We start from the raw sequence: 24410 nt of genomic DNA, 5'->3' as shown, positions 1-24410 counted from the left end.
AGCCGCGCCGGGACCGCTCCCCCGGCTCCGGTGGCGGCCTGCCACACCGGCACCAGGCCCGCCGCGGCCAGCAGCGCGCCCGCGACCCGGCGCGGCACCGGGCCCAGCGCGAGCACGCCCGCGACCCCGGCCAGCGCCAGCACCGCCAGCGGCACGACCGGGGTCAGCGCCTCCGACACCGGCACGTCCGCGCTGGTGGCCGCCCCGGTGCCGGGGACCGTGCCGGTGCTCGTCGACCAGGTCAGGTACGACGAACCCCACAACCCGGCCGCGGACAGCACGAGCAGGCCCACCACCGTCCACAGCAGACGGCGGGGCGGCGGCCGGTCCCCCGCGGGCTCCTCCGGTTCGGTCATGTGTCCGCCGGGGCCCGCACGGTCTCCGCCGCGGCGATGGCGGCGAGCACCGCGCCCGCCTTGTTCACGCACTCGGTGTCCTCGGCGGCCGGGTCGGAGTCGGCCACCACACCCGCCCCGGCCTGCACATACGCCACGCCGTCGCGGATCAGGGCGGTGCGGATGGCGATCGCGGTGTCGCAGTCGCCCGCGAAGTCCAGGTAGCCGACGACACCGCCGTAGAGGCCGCGCCGGGTCGGCTCCAGCTCCTCGATCAGCTCCATCGCCCTCGGCTTCGGCGCCCCGGACAGCGTGCCCGCCGGGAAGCACGCGGCGACGGCGTCGAAGGCGGTCTTCCCCTCGGCCAGCTCACCGGTGACCGTGGAGACGATGTGCATGACGTGGCTGTAGCGCTCCACCCGGAAGAAGTCGACCACCTGCACGGTGCCCGGCGTGCACACCCGGCCCAGGTCGTTGCGGCCCAGGTCGACCAGCATGACGTGCTCGGCGCGCTCCTTGCGGTCGGCGAGCAGGTCCTTCTCCAGGACCACGTCCTCCTCCGGGTCCGCCCCGCGCCAGCGGGTGCCCGCGATGGGGTGCGTGGTCGCCCGGCCGTCGCGCACGGTGACCAGGGCCTCCGGGCTGGAGCCGACGATGCTGAACCCGTCGAGCCGCAGCAGGTACATGTACGGGCTGGGGTTGGACGTGCGCAGCATCCGGTAGACGTCGAGCGGGTCGGCGTCGGTGCTCATCTCGAACCGCTGCGACACCACCACCTGGAACGCCTCGCCCGCGCGGATGGCCTCCTTGGCCTTGCGCACCGCGGCCTGGTAGTCGGCGGGTTCACGCCTGCGCGCGTAGTCCGGGCGGGGCCGCTCGAACACCGCGGCGGTCGACGGCGCCGGGCTCCGCAGCGCCCGGGTCATCGCGTCCAGCCTGGCCACCGCGTCGTCGTAGGCGGCGTCGACCCGCTCGGGCGAGTCGTCCCAGTTCACCGCGTTGGCGATCAGGGTGATGGTGCCCTCGTGGTGGTCGACCGCGGCCAGGTCGGTGGCCAGCAGCATGACCAGCTCGGGCAGCTCCAGGTCGTCCTCGGCGAGGCTGGGCAGCTTCTCCAGCCTGCGCACCGCGTCGTAGCCGATGTAGCCGACCATGCCGCCGGTCAGCGGCGGCAGGTCCGGCAGCGGGTCGGTGTGCAGCAGCCGCACCGTCTCGCGCAGCGCCGCCAGCGGGTCGCCCCCGGTGGGCAGGCCGACCGGCGGGGTGCCGGTCCAGTGCGCCTCACCGCCGGTGGCGGTCAGCGCGGCCGGGCTGCGCACCCCGACGAACGACCAGCGCGACCAAGAGCGGCCGTTCTCCGCCGACTCCAGCAGGAACGTGCCGGGCCGGTCGCCCGCGAGCTTGCGGTACACCGAGACCGGTGTCTCCGCGTCGGCGAGGACCCGCCGCACCACCGGGATGACCCGCCGGTCGGCCGCCAGCGCGTGGAACTGCTCACGACCGGGGCTGACGGCCCCCATCCCCGCGTTCGTCGCGGGTCGGGAAGGGACGCCGATCACACTGACCATGCCGTCATTCTGCCGTGCCCCCGGCGCCACCCCCGGCACCGGGTCGAGGGCATCGGTGACCTGCGCCGACCCGGTTTCGGGCATGATGTCCGGTGATGACCACACCGACCGCCGGGCCACCTGGTCCGCCCGGCCCCGACACCGGGCGCAGGCGGGGCAGGCGCCCCGGCGGCGCCGACACCCGGGCCGCGCTGCTGGCCGCCGCCCGGGAGGTCTTCGCCGAGCAGGGCTACAGCGGGGCCACGGTGCGCGCCATCGCCCGCCGCGCCGGGGTGGACGCGGCCATGGTCAACCACTGGTTCGGCGGCAAGGAATCGCTGTTCGCCGAGGCCGTGCTGCGACTGCCGTTCGAGGTGGAACCGCTGGTCGCGCACCTGCGCAGCGGGCCTGCCGGGCAATTGGGGGCTCGGATGGCGCGGGCGTTCCTGACGAGCTGGGACGCCGAGGGGGGTACCCGGTTCACCGCTTTGGTGCGCAGCGTCGCCACGCACGCGGATGCGGGGAACTCGCTGCGGGACTTCTTCCTGGAGAACCTGTTCGGGCGGATCAGCGACCTGGTGGCCGAGGACGGGCGGGACCTGCGGGCGACGCTGGTGGCGTCGCAGGTGATGGGGCTGGGGATGGTGCGGTACGTGGTGCACTTCGAGCCGCTGGCTTCCGCTGGGGTGGATCGGTTGGTGGCGGCGGTGGGGCCGAACATCCAGCGGTATCTGACTGGGCGGTTGGACTAGGGCTGTTGACAGCGCCGAGATTTGTTTCTGGTGCTCGGGGGCGATCTGCTCAGCCGTGCCGTTGGTTTAAAGCCCGGTCGTTTGTTGTGGGTGCCCGGGTGGGTGAATCCGCTTGGGCGGGGCCCCTACAGCGATCATGTGCCCGGTGTGACCGAGTGGGGCGAAAAGAGTGCCCCACTGCCCAGGCAGGCTTGCACATGATCGCTTCCCCCACCCAAGCAGATCCACCCACCCGGGCTTCTGCGTAGCCGGGCCGCCGGTTGCGTGGGTGGTCGCCTGCTGCGCGCGGTGGGGTTGCGGGTGGCTGGCCGCCAGGCAGGCGGCTGGCGGGTGGTCGGCGGCTGCGCACGGCGGGGTTCCGCGTGGCTGGCCGCCAAGCCAGCGGTTGGCGCGGTGGGCGGCAGGTGTTGAAAACGGGTCCTTGCCGCCGCCCCGGCCCCTGTCTCAGTCGTGGTGGAGCAGGGAGGTGGCGTCGAAGCAGGTGCGGTCGCCGGTGTGGCAGGCGGCGCCCTCCTGCTCGACCAGGACCAGTACCGCGTCGCCGTCGCAGTCGAGGCGGACGTCGTGGACCTTCTGGGTGTGGCCGGAGGTGTCGCCCTTGACCCAGAGCTGTTGGCGGCTCCGGGAGAAGTAGGTGGCGCGGCCGGTGGTGAGGGTGCGGTGCAGGGCCTCGTCGTCCATCCAGGCGACCATCAGGACCTCGCGGGTGTCCCACTGCTGGGCCACCGCGCACACCAGGCCGTCGGCGTTGCGCTTGAGCCGGGCGGCGATCGCCGGGTCCAGGGTGGCGGGCTCGGTCACGGGGTGCTCCTCGCGAAGTGCTCGGTCGACGGGCGGGTCAGCAGCAGGACCACGGCGTAGGCGTGCGCGGCGGCCAGCGCACCGGAGGCGGCGCGCACCCACCCCGGCAGGTCGCCGAGGGCGATCAGCACGTGCACCAGGACGGCGACGGTGGCGTAGCCCAGGGCGACGGCGCGGGCGGCCCGCCACCGCAGCCACAGCGTGGCCACGACCAGGGCCCCGAGCACGCCCAGGATGATCGGGAACCGCACGGCCACCGGGTCCTCGCCGGTGCGGACCAGGGCGACGGCGACGAACAGGGCGGCGGCCCCGGCGAGGATGCCCACTGCCAGCCTGACCTCCAGCGGGCGAGCGGGCGTCACCGGACCACGACCCCCGCGCCGCGCAGGGTGTCCTTGACCTCGCCGATGCGCAGTTGGCCGAAGTGGAAGACGCTGGCGGCCAGCACCGCGTCGGCGCCGCGCTCGACCGCCGGGGCGAAGTGCTCCAGGGCGCCCGCGCCGCCGCTGGCGATGAGCGGGACGTCCACCCTGGCCCGGACCAGTTCGATCAGCGGCAGGTCGAACCCGGCCTTGGTGCCGTCGGCGTCCATGGAGTTGAGCAGGATCTCGCCGACGCCCAGTTCCTGGCCGCGCTCGGCCCACTCGACCGCGTCGATGCCGGTGCCCCGCCTGCCGCCGTGGGTGGTCACCTCGAAACCGGAGGCGGTCGGCTCCGCGCCGTCGGGGACGCGGCGGGCGTCCACGGACAGCACGATGCACTGGGCGCCGTAGCGGTGCGAGGCCTCGCGGAGGAAGTCGGGGCGGGCGATGGCGGCGGTGTTGATGCTCACCTTGTCCGCACCTGCGCGCAGCAGCCGGTCGATGTCGGCGACCTCGCGGACGCCGCCGCCCACGGTGAGCGGGATGAACACCTGCTCGGCGGTGCGGCGGACCACGTCGTAGGTGGTCTCGCGGTCACCGGAGGAGGCGGTGACGTCGAGGAAGGTCAGCTCGTCTGCGCCCTCGGCGTCGTAGGCGGCGGCCAGCGCCACCGGGTCCCCCGCGTCCACCAGGTCGGTGAAGTTGACGCCCTTGACCACCCGACCGGCGTCGACGTCGAGGCAGGGGATGACCCGGACAGCTACTGGCATGCCCGCGAGCCTACGGGGTTGGGGTCACCCGATCGCCGACGACCACGGGCCACGGGCGTGGCGCGGGGTCAGAAGCTGGAGCGGGCCAGGAAGCGGTCCAGGGCGTCGATCAGGGCGGTGGTCTGCTCCAGCAGCCCGCGCACCCGCACCCGCACGTCCTCCATCACCAGGTCGCGGTCCACCAGCGCGGTGGCCCGGTTGCCGGTGCCGCGCCAGCGGCTGCGCGAGCGGCGCTCCAGGGCGACGGCCTTGCGCAGCGCCCCCACCACCGTCCGGCTGCGCTCGACGAGGGCGTCGAGTTCCGGGGCGACGGTGAGCAGGAAGCGGTCCACCGGCAGCGGGACACCGTGCTCGAACACGTCGCGGGAGCGGGCGATCTCGGCGGCGAGTTCCCCGTCCGGGGTCAGCGCGCGCTCGACGGAGTCGATGAGCACGGCGGCGTCGGCGCCCGCGTCGAAGTCGGCGATGGCGGACTCCCACAGCGCGACGCCGCGGCGGAGGGTGCCGACGACCAGGACCGGTCCGCGCTCACCGCGCAGCGCCTGGCGGTCGCCTGCCAGGTCGGCGAGCAGTCGGGACAGCGGCTGAGCGGGCGGCATGGGACCTCCACCTTCTGCGGACGCCGCCACGCTAGCGACCCGCGTTGGTGCCCGACAGGTCCCGACGGGGGAAAACTCACCGGTAGGGGGGTCGGGCACCTGGCCGATCCCCCCGCTGTTGTCGCCTGCCTGGGGATCGTGCCCGGGGTCGGCGCGGGCGGTGGAACGTGACGTTCGTCATCCCGCGCGAATCGGTCATCGGTTTCCCCGGCCGGGCCGCGCCGAGCGAGGGTGTGCAGGTCAGTGCGGGTGCGACGACTGGGCACCACGCCGGTCCGCCGCCACCGAGCGGGCGCGGCGAACCGACCAGTCCTGTGTGGACATCAAGGGTGCCTCGGCGCTGCGCCGTCGGGCGGCCGGATCGGCGCCCGATCAGCCGCTGTCGTCGGGGGCTTTGTCCGCTTAACCTGGGCGAAGAGGGAAGGCGGACCCGATGCGGGTACTCATCGCGCTGCTGATGGTCGTCTTGGGCGCCCCGGTCGCGGCGGCGGCCCCCGCCGCCGCGATCGTCGGCGGCGACACGGTCCTGCTGAACGGCGTGCCCTGCCGGGTGGCGTTCAACGCCAAGACCCCCGCGAACGCGCACCGCGTCATCGTGCTGGGCGCCTGCACCGGGTCCGCGCAGCCGGTGACGGCCGCGGTCCCGCCGCCGGGCTCCACCCCGACCGCGCAGGTGCGCGTCGGCTCCCGCCTGGTCACGGTCACCGGCACGCGGTCGCCCGCCATCGGTTCGTCGGTGTGCGTCAGCAGCCCCACGAGCGGCTACCGCTGCGGCACCGTGCAGGCGGTCAACCAGACGGTGAACTTCCCCGGCGGTGTGATCACCGGCCTCACCCGCACGAACATCTGCTCCGCACCCGGCGACGCGGGCAGCCCGGTGCTCGCGGGAACGCTGGCCGTGGGCGTGCTGCTCGCGGGCTCGGGCAACTGCACCGTCGGCGGGACCTCCTACCACGTGCCGATCAACCAGGTGCTGTCGCAGAACGGGCTCACCCTCTACCTGGGCTGACCCGCGCGGCGGTGGCCCCGGTCCGCGGGCACACGGACCGGGGCCACCACGCTAGGAGACCGGGCCGGAGGCCGAGGTGACCTTCTGCGAACCGCTGACCGTGGCCAGGGACTTGGCGTGCCGCGCCGTGGCGGTCGGGCTGGTGCGGTCGGAGAGGTGGAACCAGTCCACCTGCACGCGCTGCGGGTCGACGTCGACCACCGAGTAGCCGTGGCTGTCGAGTTCGACGTACTTCAGGTGCGGGTTCCCGACGCGCAGCGCGGATTCGGCGAGCACCGAGACCGTGCGCGGGTCGACCTTGAGGATGTCGTCGATGTTGTCGCTGGTGACCGAGGTCGTGACGAACTCGACGGCCGCGCTGTTGCCGTTCCACCAGTAGCTCGACCGGTCGAGCGGCACGTCCGCGCCCCAGGAGGAGTGGATGTCACCGGTGAGGAAGACGGTGTTCTTGACCCGGTTGTCCCTGAGGTGGCCGAGCAGTTCCTGCCGGTCGGCGGTGTAGCCGTCCCAGGCGTCGGAGTTGGCCGCCACGCCGCCGACGGGCAGGCCGATGAGTTCGCCAACCGCCTCCAGGAAGCGGGCCTCCAGGTTGCCCACCGAGATCGGGGTGATCATCACCGAGTTGCCGACCAGCTTCCACTGGGCGTCGGTGCCCGACAGCCCGGACTTGAGCCAGGCCATCTGGGCGTCGCCGGTGATGGTGCGGTCGGGGGCGCCCGGGTCGCCGGAGGACGGGGTGGTCTGCTGCGAGCGGTGGCTGCGCAGGTCCAACATGGACAGTTCGGCCAGCCTGCCCCAGCGGAAGCGGCGGTAGATCTCCCCGCTGGGCCCCTGGCGGACCGGCATCCACTCGAAGTACGCCTGCCGGGCGGCGGCCTTGCGGGTGTTCCAGTCCCCCTCCTCCGGCTGGTGGTTCTCCGCGCCGCCGGACCAGGTGTCGTTGGCGTACTCGTGGTCGTCCCAGGTGATGAACCAGGGCTGGGCCAGGTGCAGCGCGCGCAGGTCGGGGTCGGTCTTGTACTGCGCGTGCCGCTGCCGGTAGTCGGCCAGGGTGGTGATCTCGTTCGCCGGGGAGTGCGGGCGGATGGTCACGCCGCGCGCGGTGTAGCTGCCCGCCCGGTACTCGTAGAGGTAGTCACCGGCGTGCAGGACGCCGTCGAGGTCGGCGCGGGCGGCGAGGTGGCGGTAGGCGGAGAAGTAACCGGCCTGCCAGTTCGAGCAGGACACCAGGCCAAGGCGCAGCTTCGACACGGCGGCGTCGGTCGCCGGGGCGGTGCGGGTGCGGCCCACCTCGGAGGTCGTGCCGTCGAGGGAGAAGCGGTAGAAGTACGCGGTCGCCGGGCTGAGCCCGCCGACGGCGACCTTCACCGTGTGGTCGGTGGCGGGCCCGGTGCGCGCGCTGCCCGAGCGCACCACGGACGCGAACGCGGCGTCGGTGGCCACCTCCCAGCGCACGTCCACCTCGGGCCCCGCCCCGGACCCGGGGGTCGCCTCGGGGGTCGGGGTGACCCGGGTCCAGAGCAGGACGTCGTCCGGGAGCGGGTCACCGGAGGCGACGCCGTGGGCGAACTGCGGCGGGGCGGCAGCGGCGGTGGCCGCCCCGGCCAGCGCGGCCGGGACGAGCAGCGCCCCACCGGCCACGGCGGAGGACTTGAGGAACGCGCGGCGGTCGAACGGCGTGGTGGTCACGCCCCCCAGGGTTACACCGCCAGGCGAGATGTCACACCCCCTGTTCGGCGGAATTCACGGTGAACGCTCCCGGCCGGTTGGTCCCGCCACGTGGCGGGGTCGGCGGTGCGGGACATGCTCTAAGGTCCGCTGCATGGAGCCCCTGGCGGAACTTGGCGACGGCAAGTACCTGCTCGTCCGCACCTTCAAGCGCGACGGCAGCGCGGTCGGCACCCCCGTCTGGGTCCTCCGCGACGGCGACCGGCTGGTCTTCTGGACCGCCGCGGTGGCGGGCAAGGTCAAGCGGATCCGGAACAACCCCCGGGTCGAGGTCGCCGCCTGCGACATCCGCGGCGTCCCGTCCGGTCCTGTGTATCCGGGGACCGCTCGGATTCTGCCTGCGGGTGAGGCTGGGGACAGCCTGGCGAAGATCCGCAAGAAGTACGGCCTGGTCGGGTGGATCACCATGATCGGCAGTCGGCTGCGTCGTGGGGCCGACGGCTCCGCCGCCATCGCTGTGACCCTGGACTAGGGCCGTGGCTGTGTTTTAAGAGCCCGGTCGTTTGTTGGTGGCGCCCGGGTGGGTGGATCTACTTGGGCGGGGCCCCTACGCCGATCATGCGCCCAGTGTGACCGAGTGGGGCTGAAGAGATGCCCCACAGCCCAAGCAGGCTTACACATGATCGGCACCCCCACCCAAGCACATCCACCCACCCGGGCCTCTGCTTAGCCGGGCCGGCGGTTGACGGGGTGGCTGGTTGGCGGCTGCGCGCGGTGGGTTCGGTGTGGCTGGGTTTCGCTGCGCCCGGCGGGTGCGGTGTGGCTGGGTGGCGGCTGTGCCGATGGGCGTTGGGGTGTGGGTGGGCCTAGCGGACTGCGGCGAGGGCCTCGGGCAGGGTGAAGTTGCCGTTGTAGAGGGCCTTGCCCACGATCGCGGCCTCGATGCCCTCGTCGGCGAGGGCGGACAGGGTGCGGAGGTCGTCGAGGCTGGAGACGCCGCCGGAGGCGACGACCGGGGACTTGGTGCGGGCGGCGAACTCGCGCAGCAGGGTGACGTTGGGGCCGGTGAGGGTGCCGTCCTTGCTGACGTCGGTGACGACGTAGCGGGTGCAGCCGTCGCGGTCGAGGCGGTCGAGGGTGTCCCAGAGGGAGCCGCCGTCGGTGGTCCAGCCGCGGGTGGCGACGCGGTACTCGCCGTCGGTGAGGCGGACGTCGAGGCCGATGGCGATGCGGTCGCCGTGCTCGGCGAGGACCCTGGCGCACCACTCGGGGTTCTCCAGGGCGGCGGTGCCGAGGTTGACCCTGGCGCAGCCGGTGGCCAGCGCCGCCGCCAGGGTGGCGTCGTCGCGGATGCCGCCGGAGAGTTCGACCTTGACGTCGAGGCTGCCGACGACCTCGGCGGTGAGGGCGCGGTTGTCGCCCCGGCCGAAGGCGGCGTCGAGGTCGACGAGGTGGATCCACTCGGCGCCGTCGGCCTGCCAGGCGTGGGCGGCGTCGCGCGGGGTGCCGTAGGCGGTTTCGGTGCCCGCCTCGCCCTGGGTCAGGCGGACGGCCTTGCCGTCCACGACGTCCACGGCCGGGAGGAGGTAGAAGCTCACCCGGGCAGCCTAGCCGGCCACCCCCACTCGGCCGCCCGCCCGGGTCACACCGAGGCGGTGAGCCAGTTCTCCAGGAGCTGGGCGCCCGCGTCACCGGACTTCTCCGGGTGGAACTGGGTGGCCGCCAGCGGGCCGTTCTCGGCGGCGGCCACGAACGGGCCGCCGTGGTCGGCCCAGGTGACCAGGGGCGGGATCATCGGGGGCTCGGGGTTCAGCTCCCAGGTGCGGGCGGCGTAGGAGTGCACGAAGTAGAAGCGGGTGTCGGGGTCGAGGCCCGCGAACAGGACCGACTTCTCCGGTGCCCGCACGGTGTTCCACCCCATGTGCGGCACGACCTCCGCCCGCAACCGGTCCACCGTGCCCGGCCACTCCGCGCAGCCGTCGGTCTCCACGCCGTGCTCGATGCCCCGGTCGAACAGGACCTGCATGCCCACGCAGATGCCCAGCACCGGGCGCCCACCGGCCAGCCTGCGGCCGATGATGCGGTCGCCGCGGACCGCGCGGAGACCCTCCATGCAGGCGGCGTACGCGCCGACGCCGGGGACGACCAGGGCGTCGCACTCGACCGCCGCGGTGAAGTCACCGGTGACCTCCACGTCGGCGCCGACGCGGCGCAGGGCGCGTTCGGCGGAGCGGAGGTTGCCTGATCCGTAGTCCAGTACGACGACTCGTGCCACTCCGCCAGCCTAGTCGCCCCTGCGGGTGGCCGCTCCAAACCCTCCGTTATCGAACTGTGATGCCCACCTCGATAAAAGTGCCGCTGACCTGGGTACTCACCCGAAAGCTGTCGGGGCTGGTCGTGTGATGGTGGAGGAAGACGTGCGGACTTCGCTGACCCGGACCCACGGTGGTGGGACCGCCCGCTGGATCATCGCCGCGGCGCTCGTGCTGGCCGCGGTCGTCAACGGTTACCTCGCCGCGAGCGAGGACGTGCTCTGGCCCGTTCCGCTGGCCCTGCTGTGGGTGGGCTTGGCGCTGGCGGTGCTCGCCGCGCAGGCCGGGGGCGACCCGGTGGACGAGCCGGAGCCGATGCCGACCACGGCGCGGGAGGCCTTGGCGCTCACCGCCGAGGAGCCCGCCCGCCGCCGGGTCCTGCACGTCTAGCCCGGCCTACACGCCCAGGAAGCCGCGCACGCTCGCGGCGATGCCCGCCGCGTCGAGGCCGTGGACCGCGTCGTGCTGCTCCGGTGTGCCGTAGGCGCGCAGCTCGCTGTCGCGGCGGGTGCCGAGGCCGAGTTGGCGGTGCGGGAGGTCGCGCAGGGTGGTGGCGACCTCGGCGGCGGAGGTGTCGCGGAGGTAGGGCTCCACCATGACCACGGCGGGTGCCGACGACTCGACTGCCGCGCGCAGACCGGCGCGGTCGAACGGGCGGATCGTGTTCGCGTAGAGCACCGTCACGTCCAGGCCCTCGGTGGCCGCGAGCACCTGGTCGAGGACCGGGCCGACCGCCACGACCACACCCAGGCCGCCGTGGCGCAGCGGGGTGAACCCCGGCGCCACCGGCACCGATGTGGTGTTCTGCCTGGTCGACAGGCGCAGGTAGACCTGGTCGTCGGTGGCGAGGGCGGCGGTCAGCAGCGGGGCGACCTCGTCGCCGTGGCCGGGGACGTGGATGGTCCAGCCGGGGAGGGCGTCGAGCAGGGCCACGTCGGCGGGGGCCTGGTGGGTGCGGCCGGTGGCGGGGTCGTCGTGGGAGGCGCCGATGCTGACCAGCACGGCCCCGACGCCCTGGTGGCCGAGGTCGAGCTTGATCTGCTCGTACGGGCGCTCGACGAGGAACGGCGCGTAGGAGTGGACCACGGGCCGGTGGCCGGTGAGGGCGAGCCCGGCCGCAACGCCGACCATCGCCTGTTCGCGGATGCCGACGTCGACGACCCGGTCCGGGTGGCGGCGCAACTGGTCGGTGAACCGGTCGGCGGAGATGGCGGCGAGGACGAGGGCCACCCGGTCGTCGCGGTCGACGGCGTCGGCGAGGGTGCGGACGAAGGCCTCGCGCATCCCGGTGGCCTGCTGGGTCTGGGCGGTCACGTCAGTTCTCCCTGATCTCGGCGACGACGGCCAGCGGCGCGTCGGGGTGGTCGGTGGTGAGCGCGCGCTCCAGCGCGTCGTGGTCGCGGCCGTCGGCGGTGGCGGTCACCCAGCCCTCGACGGCGAAGCGGGCGGCGATGCCGCCGGGCCAGCCGTGGGTGGCGCTGGCGTTGTCGACCACCACCGCGGTCAGGTTCGCCTGCCCGCGGCGGCCCGCCACCGCGATGGCCTCGTGGTTGCTGCCCTCGTCCAGCTCACCGTCGCCGAGCAGCACGAACACCCGCGGTCCGGACAGCCCGATCGCCTGGCCCAGGGCGATCGGCAGGCCGTGGCCGAGCGAGCCGGAGCCGATCTCCACGCCCGGGATCAGCGTGCGGTCGGGGTGGTAGCCCAGGATCGAGCCGAAGTCGAGCCAACTGTCCAGTGTGGAGGGATTGAGGAAGCCCTTGGCGGCGAGGACGGCGTAGTAGGCCATCGGGCCGTGCCCCTTGGACAGCAGGAAGCGGTCGCGGTCGGGGGCGTCGGGGCGGGCCGGGTCGACGCGCAGGACCCGGTCGTAGAGGACCCACAGCACGTCGAGGGTGGAAGTGGCGGCGAGGTGGTGCTTCTCGTCGCCGAGCAGGCGGTCGTAGAGGGCGGGCAGTTCCGCGTGGGTGGTCATGGGACGACTGTGCGACCTCCAGTGCGCTGGAGGTCAACTCGGTCGCGCGGAATGCCGCCGATGTGGTGCACTCGGCGCCGAGATGGACGACAAGCAGGTGATCCGGCGGTCCAAGCGGCTGTCGAAGGTGCTCCGGCACGACCCGGCGAGCGCCGGGCTGACCTTGGACGAGGCGGGCTGGGTCCCCGTCGCCGACGTGCTGGCCGCCCTGGGCCTGGACCGGGCGGCGCTGGAGGAGGTGGTGGCGCGCAACGACAAGCGCCGCTTCGCCTTCGACGGGACCGGCACCCGCATCCGCGCCAGCCAGGGCCACAGCGTCCCGGTCGACCTCGGCCTTCCCCCGCTCGACCCGCCCGCGGTGCTCTTCCACGGCACGGTCGCGGCGGCCCTGGGGTCGATCGCCGCCGAGGGGCTGCGGCCGATGGACCGGCGGCACGTGCACCTTTCGGCGACCGAGGACACGGCGCTGGCGGTCGGGGCGCGGCGCGGCAAGCCGGTGGTGCTGGTGGTGCGCGCCGCGGCGATGGCCGCCGACGGGCACGTTTTCCACCGCAGCGAGAACGGGGTGTGGCTCACCGCCGGGGTGCCGCCGCGGTACTTCGACCTACCTGGAGGTCGCGGGTAGGCTCGGTGGGGTGTCCAAGCTCCCCGACGTGCTGACCATCGGCGAGGTCGCCGACCGCAGTGGCGTACCGCACACCGCGCTGCGCTTCTACGAGGAACGCAGGCTGATCCACTCGGTGCGCACCGCGGGCAACCAGCGGCGCTACCCCCGCGCGGTCCTGCGGCGGCTGGCGTTCATCCGCACGGCGCAGCGGGTGGGCCTGAGCCTGGAGGAGATCCGCGACGCCCTGGCCACCCTCCCCGACCAGCGGACCCCGACCAAGTCGGACTGGCACCGGCTGTCGAAGACCTGGCGCGGCGAGCTGAACGCCCGGATCGATTCGCTGCAGCGGCTGCGCGACAACCTCGACACCTGCATCGGGTGCGGGTGCCTGTCGTTGAAGTCCTGCCTGCTGGCGAACACCGACGACCGGTTGGCGCAGTTCGGCCCCGGGGCGCCGAAGTTGAAGGCGCGCACCGAGGGCGGGATCGGCTGACCCGCCCGGGTCAGCCGGAGACGTACCAGGCGACGGCACCCCCCGCCGCGACCAAGGCGAGCAGGCCCAGGACGACGGCGGCGACCTTGGCGGTCTTGTACGTGGAGTAGACGCCGCCGACGAGGATGCCCGCGAGGGCGATCAGGGCGATGACCACGACTTCCTTGGGCACTGTGCGCGCTCCGCTCTCGATCGGGGGTGGCGCGTCGAACCCTAAAGCATGTCCTCAAAGCAGGCCGGCCACCCCAAACCCTCCGGCCCGGCGAGCCACCGCCAGGTGGGTGGGTGGATGCCAGCCCCCACAAACCGGCGGCCCGGCCACCAGCTACCCCGGAACCCCACCGGCGCAGCAACAACAACCGACCACCCCGAAAACCGGCGGCCCGGCGACCGACTGCCCGGGTGGGTGGATGTGTTTGGCCGGGGGTGGCGATCATGTGACAGCCTGCCTGGGCGGTGGGGCATCTTTTCAGCCCCACCCGGTCACACTGGGCCCATGATCGCCGTAGGGGCCCCGGCCAAACACATCCACCCAGCCGGGCGCACCCACAAAACCCGACTTTGCAGACCACAGGCACGGCCAAACACCCCAATGAAGATCCCGGGCTCGGCGGCACAGGCCCTAGAGCACGCCCTTGGTGGAGGGGATGCCGCCGACCCGGGGGTCCGGCTCGGTGGCGGCGCGCAGGGCCCTGGCGAAGGCCTTGTACTCGGCCTCGGTGATGTGGTGCGGGTCCCGGCCGTGCACGACGCGCAGGTGCAGGGCGACCTGGGCGTGGAAGGCGATGGACTCGAAGACGTGGCGGTTGAGGACCGTGGGGTAGTTGCCGCCGACCGTGAAGCCGACCATGACCTCCGGTTCGCCCGTGTGCACGCAGTAGGGCCTGCCGGAGACGTCGACGGCGGCGTGGGCGAGGGTCTCGTCCATCGGGATCCAGCAGTCGCCGAAGCGGCGGATGCCCTTCTTGTCGCCCAGGGCCTCGCGGAGGGCCTGGCCCAGGACGATCGCGGTGTCCTCGACCGTGTGGTGGGCGTCGATCTCGATGTCGCCGGTGGCGCGGACCGTCAGGTCGAAGGAGCCGTGGGTGCCGAAGGCGGTGAGCATGTGGTCGAAGAAGGGGACGCCGGTGCTGACCTCCACCTTGCCCGAGCCGTCGAGGTCGATCTCGACGAGCACCGAGGACTCGCGGGTGCTGCGCTCGACGCGGCCGACGCGGTTGGTCATCACACGATCTCCTTGCTGGCGGACAGGAAGGCGTCGTTCTCCTCCGGGGTGCCCACGGTGACCCGCAGGTGCCCGGGGATGCCGACGTCCCGGATCAGGACCCCGCGGTCCAAGTAGGACTGCCAGGCGGCGGCCGGGTCGTCGAAGTGTCCGAAGAGGATGAAGTTGGCGTCGCTGGGGACGACCTCGGCGCCGAGGCCGCGCAGGGCGTGCGCCACGCGGTCGCGTTCGGCGGCGAGCCGGTGCACCGAGGCCAGCGTGCCCTCGGCGTGCCGCAGCGCCGCGCGGGCGGCGGCCTGGGTCAGCGACGACAGGTGGTAGGGCAGGCGCACCAGCAGCAGGGCGTCGACCACGGCCGGGGCGGCGGCGAGGTAGCCCAGCCGCCCGCCCGCGAACGCGAACGCCTTGCTCATGGTGCGGCTGACGATCACCCGGGTGGGGAACTCCTCGATCAGGTGCACCGCGCTGTCCTGCGGGGAGAACTCCGCGTACGCCTCGTCGACCACGACGACGCCCGGGGCGGCCTCGACCAGCGCGCGCAGGTCGGGCAGCGGGATGGACTGGCCGGTGGGGTTGTTCGGGCTGGTCACGAAGACCACGTCCGGCGCGCGCTCGGCGAGCACTGCCACCGCGGCGGCCACGTCGAGGGAGAAGTCGGGGCGGCGCGGGGTGGGGGCCCACTCGGTGCGGGTGCCCGCGGCGATGATCGGGTGCATCGAGTACGACGGCTCGAAGCCCAGCGCCGAGCGCCCCGGGCCGCCGAAGGCCTGGAGGACCTGCTGGAGGATCTCATTGGACCCGTTGGCGGCCCACAGGTTCGCCGTGGACAGCCCGAGCCCGGTGGCCGAGGACAGGTAGGCGGCGAGGTCGGTGCGCAGGGCGACCGCGTCGCGGTCCGGGTAGCGGTGCAGGGTCGCGGCGACCTCGGCGGTGGCCGCGGTGATGTCGGCGACCAGCTCCGGCGGCGGCGGGTACGGGTTCTCGTTGGTGTTGAGCTGGTACGGCACGTCGAGCTGCGGGGCCCCGTACGGGGACCGGCCGCGCAGGTCCGCGCCCAGCGGCAGGTCGGACAGCTCCGCGCGGGAGCCCGGGGCGCTCACGCCCCGTCCCGGAAGCGGGCGGTGACGGCCTGGCCGTGCGCGGGCAGGTCCTCGGCCTCGGCGAGGGCGACGACGTGCCCGGACACCTCGCGCAGCGCGTCCTCGGTGTAGTCCACGACGTGGATGCCGCGCAGGAACGTCTGCACCGACAGCCCCGAGGAGTGCCGGGCGCAGCCACCGGTGGGCAGCACGTGGTTGGAGCCCGCGCAGTAGTCGCCCAGCGACACCGGGGACCAGGCGCCGACGAAGACCGCGCCCGCGTTGCGCACCCGGGCCGCGACGGCGCGCGCGTCGGCGGTCTGGATCTCCAGGTGCTCGGCGGCGTAGGCGTCGACGACCCGCAGCCCGTCCTCGACGGTGGCCACCAGCACGGTGCCGGACTGGGCCCCGGTCAGCGCGGTGGTGATCCGCTCGGCGTGCCGGGTGGCCTTGACCTGGCGCTCCAGCTCGGCGTCGACCTCGTCGGCCAGGGCGACCGAGGTGGTGACCAGGATGCTGGCGGCCAGCGGGTCGTGCTCGGCCTGGCTGATCAGGTCGGCGGCGACGTGCACCGGGTCGGCGGTCTCGTCGGCGAGGATGGCGATCTCGGTGGGGCCGGCCTCGGCGTCGATGCCGATCAGGCCGCGCAGCAGCCGCTTGGCCGCGGCGACGTAGATGTTGCCCGGCCCGGTGACCAGGTCGGCCGGGGCCAGCTCGGTGCCGTCGGTGTCGGTGCCGCCGTAGGCCAGCAGCGCCTGGGCCTGCGCACCGCCGACCGCCCACACCTCCTCGACGCCGAGCAGCGCGGCGGCGGCCAGGATCGTCGGGTGCGGCAGGCCGTCGAACGCGGCCTGCGGCGGCGAGCACACCACCAGCGACTCCACCCCCGCGGCCTGCGCCGGGACGACGTTCATGACCACGCTCGACGGGTACACCGCGAGCCCGCCGGGCACGTACAGCCCGACCCTGGAGACCGGCACCCAGCGCTCGGTGACGGTGCCGCCGGGCACGACCTGGGTGGTCTTGTCGACGCGCACCTGGTCGGCGTGCACCAGGCGGGCGCGGGAGATCGACTCCTCCAGCGCGGCCCGCACCGCCGGGTCCAGCCCGGCCAGCGCGGACGCCAGCGCCGCGGCGGGCACCCGGACGGTCTGCGGGCGCACGCCGTCGAAGCGCTCGGTCAGCTCCAGCGCCGCGTCGACCCCGCGGGCGCGCACGTCCTCGACGATGGGTCGCACCTGATGCAGTGCCGCGTCCACGTCGACCTCGGCCCGTGGCAGCGTGGTGCGCAGCTCGGCGGCGGACGGGACGGCGGAGCGCAGGTCGGTACGCGAGAGCATGGGGTCCTTCCGGAGTTCGGCGAACCCCACCAGGGTAAGGCGTCGGGCCGGGTGGCTCAGCGCGCGGTGCCCCAGCTCACCGGATGGTGCGCACCGCGGCCACCGCCGTGTCCAACTGCGACCGCGCGACGAAGTAGTGCGGCGAGGCCCGCACCACCTGCTCCAGCCCGCGCCGGGTCATGTCCAGCCGGGTGGAGGACCGGCCGCTGACCGTCACGGTGATGCCCTGCCCGCGCAGCGCGTCGCGCACGGCCTCCGCCGCGACCCCCTCGACGGTGAAGGTGACGATGCCGCAGCGCCGCGTGCCCTGGTCCCGCACCTCGACCCCGGGCAGCGCCGACAGCCCCGCCCGCAGGTGCTCGGCGCGGGCGCCCACGGCGGCGGCGACGGTGTCCAGCCCGAGGTCGAGGGCGTAGCGGGCGGCGGCGATCAGGCCGAGCCGGTCGGCGATCGAGCACTCCCACAGCTCGAACACCCGCGCGTCCCGGCGCAGCTCGATCTCCCCCGGCGCCACCCACGAGCCGCTGTGCAGGTCGACCAGGCGGGGGCTCAGCCGCTCCCGGACGTGCGCGGGGACGACGAGCACACCGGTGCCGCGCGGGCCGCGCAGCCACTTGCGCCCGGTGCCGCTGAGCAGGTCGACGCCCAGCGCGCCGACGTCCAGCGGGAGCTGGCCGAGGGACTGGCAGGCGTCGAGGAGGACCAGGGCGCCCACGGCGTGCGCGGCGTCGGCGACCTCGCGGACCGGGTTGACCAGGCCGCCGTTGGTGGGCACGTGGACCAGGGAGACCAGCTTGACCCGCTCGTCGAGCAGCCGGGTCAGCGCGTCGAGGTCCACGGCGCCGTCCGGGCCCGACGGCACCGGCTCGACGGTCGCACCCGCCTTCGCGGCGAGGTTGAGCAGCGGCACGGCGTTGCCCGCGTACTCGGCTTCGGTGACCAGGACCCGGTCGCCCGCGGCCAGCGGGATGGCGTCGACGGCGGCGAGCCAGGAGCGGGTGGCGCTGTCGGTGAACGCGATCTCGTCGGGTGCGCAGCCCAGGAGTTCGGCGAACACGGCGTAGCCCTCGGCCAGGTCGTCGGCGCGCTCGGCCGCGGCCCGGTAGCCGCCGACCTCGGCTTCGCGCCGCAGGTGCCCGACAACGGTGTCGAGTACCGGGGTCGGCGGCAGCGAGGAGCCCGCGCTGTCGAGGAACACCTGGTCGCGGGCGCCGGGCGTGTCGGCGAAGACCCGCGCGGCGTCCCAGTCCCCGGGGTCGAGCGTGGTCAGCGCGGTGTCCAGGTCGACAGGTTCCACCATGGCCCCCAGGTGTGGTCGGTGCCGGTCGTGTCGACGACCGGCCGGTAGCCGTTCCAGTTCTCGCGCAGCACGTAGGTGTGGTCGACCGCGGCGAGCACCACCATGGTCGGTGCGGCGGCGTAGCCGCGTTGCAGTGCGCGGAACGCGACCGCGCGCTGCGCCGGGTCGGTGGTGGCCCGCTCCGCGTCGAGGGCGGCGGCGACCGCGCCGCCACCGGGGTGCAGCAGCGGGTACAGCGCCCGGTCCGGGTCGAACGGGTCGCCGAAGGCGATCAGCCGCGGCGTGGCCGGGCCGGTGGTGGCGTCGGCGGGCTTGGGCGTGACCTTGACGCCGACGGCGGCGGCGGACTTGGCGAAGGCCGTGGCCAGGTCGCGCGAAACGAGGTCGGTCGCCGGGTAGGCCAGGTCGAACGCGGCCACCGCGCCGCCCCGGGTGCGCACCCCGTCGGCCCCGGGCACCCAGCCCGCCGCCAGCAGCACCTCGGCCGCCTTGGCGGTGTTGCGCTCGAAGGCAGCGGCGGGTTCGACGAACTCGGCGGCCACCTCGGGCACCGGCTGCGACGCGGCGGTCCCCTTGCCCGCCAGGGCGTCCCGGACGAGCGCGTCCCGGTCGACGGCGAGGTTGAGCGCGAGCAGGACGGCCGGGTCGGCGGCGGTCGAGCCCGCGGGGGCCGAGACGGCGCGCAGGTCGGCGCTGCTGTGCTCGACCACGGCCAGGCCGTCGGTCCTGGCGAACCCCCCGGCCAGCGACGGCGGCAGCGCGGCGCCGTCGAGCCTGCCCTCGCGCATCCGCCGGGCGCGGGTCTCGTCGTCGGGCAGGAACTCCAGGGTCACCCTGGTGATCTCCGGCGGCCCGGCGAAGTACGCCTGGTTCGCCTTCAGCTCCAGCGACACACCCCGGGTCCAGCTCACGACCTGGTAGGGCCCGGTGCCCACGGGCGGGTCGGACGGCGGCCCGTCGGACTTCACGCCCAGGGTCAGCAACTCCGGGAACTCCGCCCAGGGGGCGTTGAGGTCGAACCGCACCGAGGTCTTGTCGACCGCCTGCACCCCGGACAGCATCCAGAACCGCCCGCGCAGCGGGGCGTCGGCGGCCAGCACCGACCGGTAGGTCGCCACCACGTCCTCGGCGTCGAAGGCGCTGCCGTCGGTGAAGCTGACGTCGGTGCGCAGTGCCACGGTCCACGAGCGGCCGTCCGGGGCGGGGGTGGGCAGGCCGGTGGCCAGCGCGGGCCGCAGTGCGCCGCCGGGCGCGTGCTCCACCAGCCCGTCGAAGACCTGCGCGGAACCGAACGGCGCGTACCCGGCCACCGGGTCCAGCGTGGCGGGCTCGGCGGCGACCCCGAGCACCAGCGAACTGCCGTCCGGGTCCCCCGAGGCGGGCGGTGTGGGGTCGGCGGTGCAGGCGGGGACCAGGAGGACACTGGCGAACACCACCGCGACCGGACCGCGGCGGGAGGACAGGAACGGCACGGGACCCGAGGGTAGTCGGGTCCCCGGCGGCAGGAGGTTGCGGAGTGCGCGCGGCGCTGTGTCAGATCACCTCGACCCCGGACCCGGCGGCGAACCTGGCGGCGGTCCGCTCCGGGGTCGCCGCGGCGGCGCGGGCGGGGGCCTCGCTGGTGCTGTTCCCGGAGGCCACCCAGTGCTGCTTCGGCGTCCCGCTGGGCCCGGTCGCCGAACCCCTGGACGGGCCCTGGGCCTCTGCGGTGCGCGAGGTCGCCGACGAGCACGGCGTGGTGGTGGTCGCGGGCATGTTCACCCCGGCCGAGGACGGTCGGGTGTTCAACACCCTCCTGGTCACCGGCCGCGGCGAGCACCGCGGCTACGACAAGATCCACCTCTTCGACGCGTTCGGCTTCGCCGAGTCCCGCACGGTCGCCCCGGGTTCGGAGCTGGTCACGGTGACCGTCGACGACCTGACCTTCGGCCTCACCACCTGCTACGACGTCCGGTTCCCCGAGCTGTACCGGGCACTGGCCGCGGAGGGCGCGGCGGCGCTGCTGGTGGCGGCGTCGTGGGGGGCGGGCGAGGGCAAGCGGGAGCAGTGGGAACTCCTGGTCCGCGCCCGCGCCCTGGACGCCACGGCGTGGGTGCTGGCCTGCGGCCAGGCCGACCCCGGCGTCCCGAGCACGGCCCCGACCGGCATCGGCCACAGCCTGGTCGCGACCCCGACCGGCGCGGTCGCGGCCTCGCTGGGCCCGGACCCGGACCTGCTGGTGGTGGACATCGACCGGGAGGCGGTGACCAGGACCCGCGAGGCGATCCCGGTGCTCGCCAACCGCCGCTTGCCCTGATCCCCGGCGGCGGGCGGGGGCGACCGGGCACGATCACCCCATGTTCGGCGTGAATTTCCGGGACGAGGTCTGGTGGGGGGTCGCACTCCTCGTCATGGCACCGCTGGCGGTGCTCGCGGGCGACCTCGCCGACGATCCGGGGGCCGGTCTCGCGACCGCCCTGTCCGCCTTCGCCCTCGGCGTGGTCGACGTCGTCAGCGGTGTGGTCCGGGGGTCCAGGAGGGCGGCCCTGGTGCGCGCGCGAGCGGACCAGACCCCCGCACGGGCCGCCCGGTCACTGGTGCGGGCGAACCGCCTGCTGGCCGCCGTGGTGGCCGAGGAATCCCGTGCCCTGGACCGGCTCCTCGGCGAGCACGGGAACTTCCCCGAACCGGCGCTGCGCCGCGGGGACGGGGAACCGCTGCCCCTCTCGGAACTCGCCGGGTACTACGACTCCCTGCCGGGCGGCAGGCTCGTCGTCACGGGCGCGGCCGGGTCGGGGAAGACGGTCGCGGCGACGCGGCTGGTGCTCGACCTCGCCGCGATGGCGCCGGAGCGGGCCCGGTTCCAGGTCCCGGTGCGGCTGAGCCTGTCGTCCTTCACCGGCCGGGTGCGCGGCCACGGCGTCCTGGGGTGGATCGCCGAGCACCTGGCGAACGCGTACCGGGTGCCGGTCGCGGTCGGGCTGGAACTGCTCTGGCACGGCTGGGTCCTGCCGGTGCTGGACGGTCTGGACGAACTGGAGCCCGCCCGGGCGCGGCGGGTCGCGACCGTGCTCACCGGGGCCACCGGGCTGGGCGGTTCCCGGCTCGTGCTGGTCTGCCGGACGGCCGACCCTCTGGGTGACACCCCGACCGTCGAGGTGCTGCCGCTGGAGGTCGAGCAGGTCGCGGGCTGGCTCGAAGACCGCTTCCCCGACGCGGCGGTGCGGGAGCGCTGGGCGCCGGTGATCACCGGGATTCGCGCGGACCCGCGGGGGGAACTGGCGGAGGTGCTGACCTCACCGCTGCGGCTGCACCTCGCGGCCACCGTGCACGGGCTGCCGGAGCCCCCCGGGGCAACGGATTCCGGCACCCCGGAAGAACGGCTGCTGTCCGGGCTGGTGGCGGCGGTCGTCGCCGCGCACCCCGCCCGGGGCGGCAGGCGCCTGGATCCCGGGCGGGTCCGCCGCTGGCTGTCCACCCTGGGCCAGACCCCGACCATCGACTTGGTGGCGTTGCGACCGACCGCACCGGACCGGCTCGTCGCGGTGCTCGCCGCGCTGGCCGTCGGCGCAGCGGTGTTCGCCTCGACGGTCGTGGCCGGGCTGCTGGTGTCGGGTGGCCCCGCCGTCCCCTGGTCCGCCGCCGCGGTCGGGGTGGTGGGGGCGGCGGTGAACCTGGCGGCGGGGCGCCCCCGCCCGGTGCGGGTCTCGACGCTCGGTCAGCGCCGCGGCGGCGACTGGTGGGCGGCGGGGCTCGGTGCGGGGGTGGCGGTGTCGGCCTTTGTCCTCAGCCTCGCGAGCACCCCGTCCGGGTTCGGCGACCTGCTGGGCCGGGTGCTGCTGAGCGGCGCGGGCGGTGTCCTCGCGACCTGGGTCGTCTTCGGCACCGGGCAGCGCCGGGGGGTGGACCGGCCGAGCGCCGTGCTGCGCCGGGTCCTGGGCGACGACCTGTCCCGGTTCGCGGTGCCCGTGGTCCTGATCGGTTCGGCGGCGGCCTGCGTTGCCACCGGCGAGCCGGAACCGGTCGTCGGGCTGCTGCTCTCGCCCGTGGTCGGGCTGCTCCTCGGCGCTCCCCTCGGATTCCTGGTGGGGTTCGCGCCTTCGCCGCTGCCGCGGTACTGGGTGGCGGTCGGGCTGGCCCGGCGCGCGGACCGGCTGCCGCCGCGGCCGGGGCGGTTCCTGGACTGGGCGCAGGGGGCGGGACTGGTGCGGTTGACCGGGGACCGGGCCGAGTTCCGGCACGAACGGGTCCGCGCGCACCTGCTCCGGGTCAGCGCCGACGGGCGATGACGCGGGCGCCCTTCGACGGGATCAGCGTGATGTTGCGCGACTTGGGCGGCTCCGGCGGGCCCACCGGCTCCAGGTCGTAGCGGGTCAGGATCGCGCGCAGGACCACCACCGCCTCCTGCAGCGAGAACCCCGCGCCCAGGCAGCGGCGGACGCCACCGCCGAACGGGATCCACGTGCCCGATTCCGGGGAGGTGCCGAGGAACCGCTCGGGGCGGAACTCGTCCGGGTCGTCGAAGTGGTTCGGGTCGCGCTGCACCAGGCCGATGCTGGGCGAGACGATGGTGCCCCTCGGCAGGCGGTGGCCCGCGATCACCGTGGGCTCGGTGAGGCGGCGGGCGACGCTGTAGATGATGGGGCGCAGGCGCATGGCCTCCTTGGCCACCGCCTGGAGGTAGTCGTCGTCGCCGGTGTCGGCGGCCCGCTGGGCGGCGCGCAGGACCTCGGGGCGGCGGGAGAGTTCGTGCAGGGACCACGCCAGGGCGGTGGCGGTGGTCTCGTGGCCCGCGAGCAGCAGCGTCATCATGTGGTCGCGGAGTTCGACCGCGCGGGCGTCCGGGTCGGCGGCGAGCAGGCGGGAGAGCACGTCGTCGCGGGTGGCGAGGTCGGGGTGGCCCCTGCGCTCGGCGATCTCCTCGTAGAGCAGGGCGTCGACGGCGGCGATGTTCTCGGCGTTGCGCTTCCACGGCCACAGGCCGCCGAGCTTCGGGAAGGTCCAGCCGAGGACCGCGATCGGGCCGATGTCGGTCACCTTGTTGATCAGCGGGCGCAGCTTCGCCAGGCGCTCGCCCTCGGCCATGCCGAACACGACCCGGAGGATGATCTCCAGGGTCACCTCGTTCATGGTGCGGTGCGTGGCGAACGGCTTGCCCACCGGCCACTTCTCTGCCGCCGCCGTCGCCAGCCCCTCCATCATCCCGCCGTAGCCGCGCAGGGCGGCCCCGTTGAACGCGGGCATCAAGCGCTTGCGCGCGGACAGGTGCGCGGCCTCGTCGAGGATGAGGACCGACTCGTGCCCCATGACCGGTGCCAGGATCGCGTTGCCCTCCCCGGCGTGGAACACCGAGGGCGACCCGGCGAAGACCTCCCGGATGTCCTCCGGGCGGGTCACCGCGACCACGGTGCGCCCGGCGGCGAGGCGGACGGTGTAGGTGTGGCCGTAGCGCGCCTGCCAGCGCGGGGAGAAGCGGGCTCGGGAGCGCATGAACAGCACCGTCTGCACCACCCGTGGCAGCCGGGGGCCGTCCGGGAGGGTGTCGCTGACGTGGCTGTCGACTTCGGCCGAACTCATCGGACCTCCCGCTGGTCTGCTCCCCGGATTTATACATCCGTATAGATGGACGGGGCAACTACCCTGCACGGGTGGGACATCGGGAACTGCTGCTCGAAGCCGCCCGGCGGCTGCTGGAGGACAAGGGCTACGCGCACATCACCGCGCGCGACCTGGTGGCCGCCTCCGGCACCAACCTGGCCTCGATCGGCTACCACTTCGGCTCCAAGAACGGCCTGCTCAACGCCGCCCTCGGCGACGTGTTCGAGGAGTGGACCGACGCCCTCGCCGAGGTCGCCCTGGCCGACCCGCACGCCTCCCCGCTGCAACGCGCGCACCTCACCTGGGCGACGGTGCTGCGGCACCTGGCCGACAAGCGCGCACTGCTGCTGAGCTTCGTCGAGGCCCTCGCCCAGGCCGAACGCGACCCGGCCCTGCGCGAGCAACTCGCCGAGGTGCAGAACCGCACCCGCACCCGAGTGGCCGAGATCGTCGCCACCTCCTACGGCGACGCCGACGTCCACGCCGACGACCCCCGCTGCACAGCGGTGGCGGGCTTCATCCTCGCCGTCTGCGACGGGCTCGCGCTGCAGTGGCTGCTCGACCCCCAACGCTCCCCCCGCCCGGAGCACCTCCTGGCGGGCCTGAACGACCTGGTCGCCCGCTCCCAGAACTGACCCCCGACACCAGGCCCGCCCCCA

Annotated in this window: 27 protein-coding genes; 9 read left to right on the top strand and 18 right to left on the bottom strand. The window is 74.2% G+C overall.

From position 1 onward, the window contains the following. Together L6E12_RS02555 and L6E12_RS02550 are read right to left on the bottom strand one after the other, a co-directional pair. On the bottom strand, positions 1 to 356 hold a 356-nt coding region (locus L6E12_RS02555; RefSeq protein ID WP_236226238.1), incomplete at its 3' end, for a Trp biosynthesis-associated membrane protein. Continuing rightward, positions 353 to 1903: an anthranilate synthase component I gene (locus L6E12_RS02550; protein WP_236226237.1), complete on the bottom strand. Its 1551-nt coding sequence runs from the start codon at positions 1901 to 1903 to the stop codon at positions 353 to 355. The genes L6E12_RS02555 and L6E12_RS02550, both read right to left, overlap by 4 nt. Before the next feature lie 95 nt (positions 1904 to 1998). On the opposite strand from L6E12_RS02550, the gene L6E12_RS02545 reads away from it, so the two are divergent. Continuing rightward, positions 1999 to 2634 (top strand): TetR family transcriptional regulator, encoded by a 636-nt coding sequence (locus L6E12_RS02545; protein WP_236226236.1) that lies wholly within the window; start codon positions 1999 to 2001, stop codon positions 2632 to 2634. A gap of 444 nt (positions 2635 to 3078) precedes the next feature. Here the strand turns inward: L6E12_RS02545 and hisI are convergent, their stop codons facing one another. From hisI to L6E12_RS02525, 4 genes are all read right to left on the bottom strand, one after another. Further along, positions 3079 to 3435 (bottom strand): phosphoribosyl-AMP cyclohydrolase, encoded by a 357-nt coding sequence (gene hisI / locus L6E12_RS02540; RefSeq protein WP_236226235.1) that lies wholly within the window; start codon positions 3433 to 3435, stop codon positions 3079 to 3081. Continuing rightward, entirely contained in the window at positions 3432 to 3797 is a 366-nt protein-coding gene (locus L6E12_RS02535; protein ID WP_236226234.1) for a hypothetical protein, read from the bottom strand. The genes hisI and L6E12_RS02535 overlap by 4 nt, the downstream gene beginning before the upstream one ends. Next, positions 3794 to 4567, bottom strand: a complete 774-nt coding sequence (hisF, locus tag L6E12_RS02530; protein ID WP_236226233.1) for an imidazole glycerol phosphate synthase subunit HisF — start codon at positions 4565 to 4567, stop codon at positions 3794 to 3796. The genes L6E12_RS02535 and hisF overlap by 4 nt, the downstream gene beginning before the upstream one ends. A 68-nt stretch (positions 4568 to 4635) precedes the next feature. Beyond that, positions 4636 to 5166, bottom strand: a complete 531-nt coding sequence (locus L6E12_RS02525; protein ID WP_236226232.1) for a hypothetical protein — start codon at positions 5164 to 5166, stop codon at positions 4636 to 4638. A 433-nt stretch (positions 5167 to 5599) separates the two neighbouring features. Between L6E12_RS02525 and L6E12_RS02520 the strand changes: the two genes are divergently transcribed. After that, positions 5600 to 6175, top strand: a complete 576-nt coding sequence (locus L6E12_RS02520; RefSeq protein ID WP_236226231.1) for a S1 family peptidase — start codon at positions 5600 to 5602, stop codon at positions 6173 to 6175. Positions 6176 to 6226: 51 nt separating this feature from the next. Here L6E12_RS02520 and L6E12_RS02515 read toward each other — a convergent pair whose 3' ends face one another. After that, positions 6227 to 7864, bottom strand: a complete 1638-nt coding sequence (locus tag L6E12_RS02515) for an alkaline phosphatase (protein ID WP_236226230.1) — start codon at positions 7862 to 7864, stop codon at positions 6227 to 6229. A 133-nt stretch (positions 7865 to 7997) separates the two neighbouring features. Here L6E12_RS02515 and L6E12_RS02510 point away from each other — a divergent pair, with 133 nt between their 5' ends. Further along, entirely contained in the window at positions 7998 to 8375 is a 378-nt protein-coding gene (locus L6E12_RS02510) for a PPOX class F420-dependent oxidoreductase (RefSeq protein WP_236226229.1), read from the top strand. A gap of 334 nt (positions 8376 to 8709) precedes the next feature. On the opposite strand, the gene priA is transcribed toward L6E12_RS02510, so the two are convergent. Then, complete coding sequence (gene priA, locus L6E12_RS02505) at positions 8710 to 9441, bottom strand: bifunctional 1-(5-phosphoribosyl)-5-((5-phosphoribosylamino)methylideneamino)imidazole-4-carboxamide isomerase/phosphoribosylanthranilate isomerase PriA (RefSeq protein WP_236226228.1); 732 nt, start codon at positions 9439 to 9441, stop codon at positions 8710 to 8712. A 44-nt stretch (positions 9442 to 9485) separates the two neighbouring features. Next, on the bottom strand, positions 9486 to 10118 hold the full coding sequence (gene hisH / locus L6E12_RS02500) for an imidazole glycerol phosphate synthase subunit HisH (RefSeq protein ID WP_236226227.1): 633 nt from the start codon (positions 10116 to 10118) through the stop codon (positions 9486 to 9488). A gap of 142 nt (positions 10119 to 10260) precedes the next feature. On the opposite strand from hisH, the gene L6E12_RS02495 reads away from it, so the two are divergent. After that, positions 10261 to 10545, top strand: a complete 285-nt coding sequence (locus tag L6E12_RS02495; RefSeq protein ID WP_236226226.1) for a hypothetical protein — start codon at positions 10261 to 10263, stop codon at positions 10543 to 10545. Positions 10546 to 10551: 6 nt separating this feature from the next. On the opposite strand, the gene L6E12_RS02490 is transcribed toward L6E12_RS02495, so the two are convergent. After that, positions 10552 to 11469 (bottom strand): transketolase family protein, encoded by a 918-nt coding sequence (locus L6E12_RS02490; protein WP_374201826.1) that lies wholly within the window; start codon positions 11467 to 11469, stop codon positions 10552 to 10554. Between the two features lies 1 nt (position 11470). Further along, positions 11471 to 12130, bottom strand: coding sequence for a thiamine pyrophosphate-dependent enzyme (locus tag L6E12_RS02485; protein WP_236226225.1), 660 nt, complete (start codon positions 12128 to 12130; stop codon positions 11471 to 11473). A gap of 82 nt (positions 12131 to 12212) precedes the next feature. On the opposite strand from L6E12_RS02485, the gene L6E12_RS02480 reads away from it, so the two are divergent. Both L6E12_RS02480 and soxR read left to right on the top strand, forming a co-directional pair. After that, the gene (locus tag L6E12_RS02480) at positions 12213 to 12755 is read left to right on the top strand and encodes an RNA 2'-phosphotransferase (protein WP_236226224.1); all 543 of its coding nucleotides are present in this window, start codon (positions 12213 to 12215) and stop codon (positions 12753 to 12755) included. 10 nt (positions 12756 to 12765) lie between these two features. Further along, positions 12766 to 13230 (top strand): redox-sensitive transcriptional activator SoxR, encoded by a 465-nt coding sequence (gene soxR, locus L6E12_RS02475; RefSeq protein WP_035283411.1) that lies wholly within the window; start codon positions 12766 to 12768, stop codon positions 13228 to 13230. A gap of 10 nt (positions 13231 to 13240) precedes the next feature. Here the strand turns inward: soxR and L6E12_RS02470 are convergent, their stop codons facing one another. The 6 genes from L6E12_RS02470 to L6E12_RS02445 form a co-directional block, all read right to left on the bottom strand. Next, the gene (locus L6E12_RS02470; protein WP_181400002.1) at positions 13241 to 13402 is read right to left on the bottom strand and encodes a hypothetical protein; all 162 of its coding nucleotides are present in this window, start codon (positions 13400 to 13402) and stop codon (positions 13241 to 13243) included. Between the two features lie 450 nt (positions 13403 to 13852). Then, positions 13853 to 14455, bottom strand: coding sequence for an imidazoleglycerol-phosphate dehydratase HisB (gene hisB, locus L6E12_RS02465; RefSeq protein ID WP_236226223.1), 603 nt, complete (start codon positions 14453 to 14455; stop codon positions 13853 to 13855). After that, positions 14455 to 15555, bottom strand: coding sequence for a histidinol-phosphate transaminase (locus L6E12_RS02460; RefSeq protein WP_236226222.1), 1101 nt, complete (start codon positions 15553 to 15555; stop codon positions 14455 to 14457). The genes hisB and L6E12_RS02460 overlap by 1 nt, the downstream gene beginning before the upstream one ends. Beyond that, positions 15552 to 16874: a histidinol dehydrogenase gene (gene hisD / locus L6E12_RS02455; protein ID WP_236226221.1), complete on the bottom strand. Its 1323-nt coding sequence runs from the start codon at positions 16872 to 16874 to the stop codon at positions 15552 to 15554. The genes L6E12_RS02460 and hisD overlap by 4 nt, the downstream gene beginning before the upstream one ends. Before the next feature lie 76 nt (positions 16875 to 16950). Next, the gene (locus tag L6E12_RS02450) at positions 16951 to 18174 is read right to left on the bottom strand and encodes an aminotransferase class V-fold PLP-dependent enzyme (protein ID WP_236226220.1); all 1224 of its coding nucleotides are present in this window, start codon (positions 18172 to 18174) and stop codon (positions 16951 to 16953) included. Continuing rightward, the gene (locus tag L6E12_RS02445; RefSeq protein WP_236226219.1) at positions 18141 to 19646 is read right to left on the bottom strand and encodes an ABC transporter substrate-binding protein; all 1506 of its coding nucleotides are present in this window, start codon (positions 19644 to 19646) and stop codon (positions 18141 to 18143) included. The genes L6E12_RS02450 and L6E12_RS02445 overlap by 34 nt, the downstream gene beginning before the upstream one ends. A gap of 44 nt (positions 19647 to 19690) precedes the next feature. Here L6E12_RS02445 and L6E12_RS02440 point away from each other — a divergent pair, with 44 nt between their 5' ends. Next, positions 19691 to 20470 carry a carbon-nitrogen hydrolase family protein gene (locus L6E12_RS02440; protein ID WP_236226218.1) on the top strand — a complete coding sequence of 260 codons (780 nt, stop codon included), beginning with the start codon at positions 19691 to 19693 and terminating at the stop codon, positions 20468 to 20470. A gap of 40 nt (positions 20471 to 20510) precedes the next feature. Then, positions 20511 to 22442, top strand: a complete 1932-nt coding sequence (locus L6E12_RS02435; protein WP_236226217.1) for an NACHT domain-containing NTPase — start codon at positions 20511 to 20513, stop codon at positions 22440 to 22442. On the opposite strand, the gene L6E12_RS02430 is transcribed toward L6E12_RS02435, so the two are convergent. Next, positions 22423 to 23730, bottom strand: a complete 1308-nt coding sequence (locus L6E12_RS02430) for a cytochrome P450 (protein WP_236226216.1) — start codon at positions 23728 to 23730, stop codon at positions 22423 to 22425. The genes L6E12_RS02435 and L6E12_RS02430 overlap by 20 nt on opposite strands. Positions 23731 to 23801: 71 nt before the next feature. On the opposite strand from L6E12_RS02430, the gene L6E12_RS02425 reads away from it, so the two are divergent. Continuing rightward, on the top strand, positions 23802 to 24386 hold the full coding sequence (locus tag L6E12_RS02425) for a TetR/AcrR family transcriptional regulator (protein WP_236226215.1): 585 nt from the start codon (positions 23802 to 23804) through the stop codon (positions 24384 to 24386). The last annotated feature ends 24 nt before the right edge of the window (positions 24387 to 24410 follow it).

It is taken from the genome of Actinokineospora sp. PR83 (genome assembly GCF_021056305.1).
In the GTDB taxonomy this organism is placed as follows: Bacteria; Actinomycetota; Actinomycetes; order Mycobacteriales; family Pseudonocardiaceae; genus Actinokineospora; species Actinokineospora spheciospongiae.
This window is presented reverse-complemented; position numbering and strand designations above follow the sequence as displayed.

What these genes read in the sequence shown, in the direction of transcription:
- L6E12_RS02435 (WP_236226217.1), top strand. Translation starts at nt 20,511, where the DNA reads ATGTTCGGCGTGAATTTCCGGGACGAGGTCTGGTGGGGGGTCGCACTC.
- L6E12_RS02430 (WP_236226216.1), bottom strand. Translation starts at nt 23,730, where the DNA reads ATGAGTTCGGCCGAAGTCGACAGCCACGTCAGCGACACCCTCCCGGAC.
- L6E12_RS02550 (WP_236226237.1), bottom strand. Translation starts at nt 1,903, where the DNA reads ATGGTCAGTGTGATCGGCGTCCCTTCCCGACCCGCGACGAACGCGGGG.
- hisB (WP_236226223.1), bottom strand. Translation starts at nt 14,455, where the DNA reads ATGACCAACCGCGTCGGCCGCGTCGAGCGCAGCACCCGCGAGTCCTCG.
- hisF (WP_236226233.1), bottom strand. Translation starts at nt 4,567, where the DNA reads ATGCCAGTAGCTGTCCGGGTCATCCCCTGCCTCGACGTCGACGCCGGT.
- L6E12_RS02450 (WP_236226220.1), bottom strand. Translation starts at nt 18,174, where the DNA reads ATGGTGGAACCTGTCGACCTGGACACCGCGCTGACCACGCTCGACCCC.
- L6E12_RS02510 (WP_236226229.1), top strand. Translation starts at nt 7,998, where the DNA reads ATGGAGCCCCTGGCGGAACTTGGCGACGGCAAGTACCTGCTCGTCCGC.
- L6E12_RS02485 (WP_236226225.1), bottom strand. Translation starts at nt 12,130, where the DNA reads ATGACCACCCACGCGGAACTGCCCGCCCTCTACGACCGCCTGCTCGGC.
- hisD (WP_236226221.1), bottom strand. Translation starts at nt 16,874, where the DNA reads ATGCTCTCGCGTACCGACCTGCGCTCCGCCGTCCCGTCCGCCGCCGAG.
- L6E12_RS02480 (WP_236226224.1), top strand. Translation starts at nt 12,213, where the DNA reads ATGGACGACAAGCAGGTGATCCGGCGGTCCAAGCGGCTGTCGAAGGTG.
- L6E12_RS02545 (WP_236226236.1), top strand. Translation starts at nt 1,999, where the DNA reads ATGACCACACCGACCGCCGGGCCACCTGGTCCGCCCGGCCCCGACACC.
- L6E12_RS02520 (WP_236226231.1), top strand. Translation starts at nt 5,600, where the DNA reads ATGCGGGTACTCATCGCGCTGCTGATGGTCGTCTTGGGCGCCCCGGTC.
- L6E12_RS02525 (WP_236226232.1), bottom strand. Translation starts at nt 5,166, where the DNA reads ATGCCGCCCGCTCAGCCGCTGTCCCGACTGCTCGCCGACCTGGCAGGC.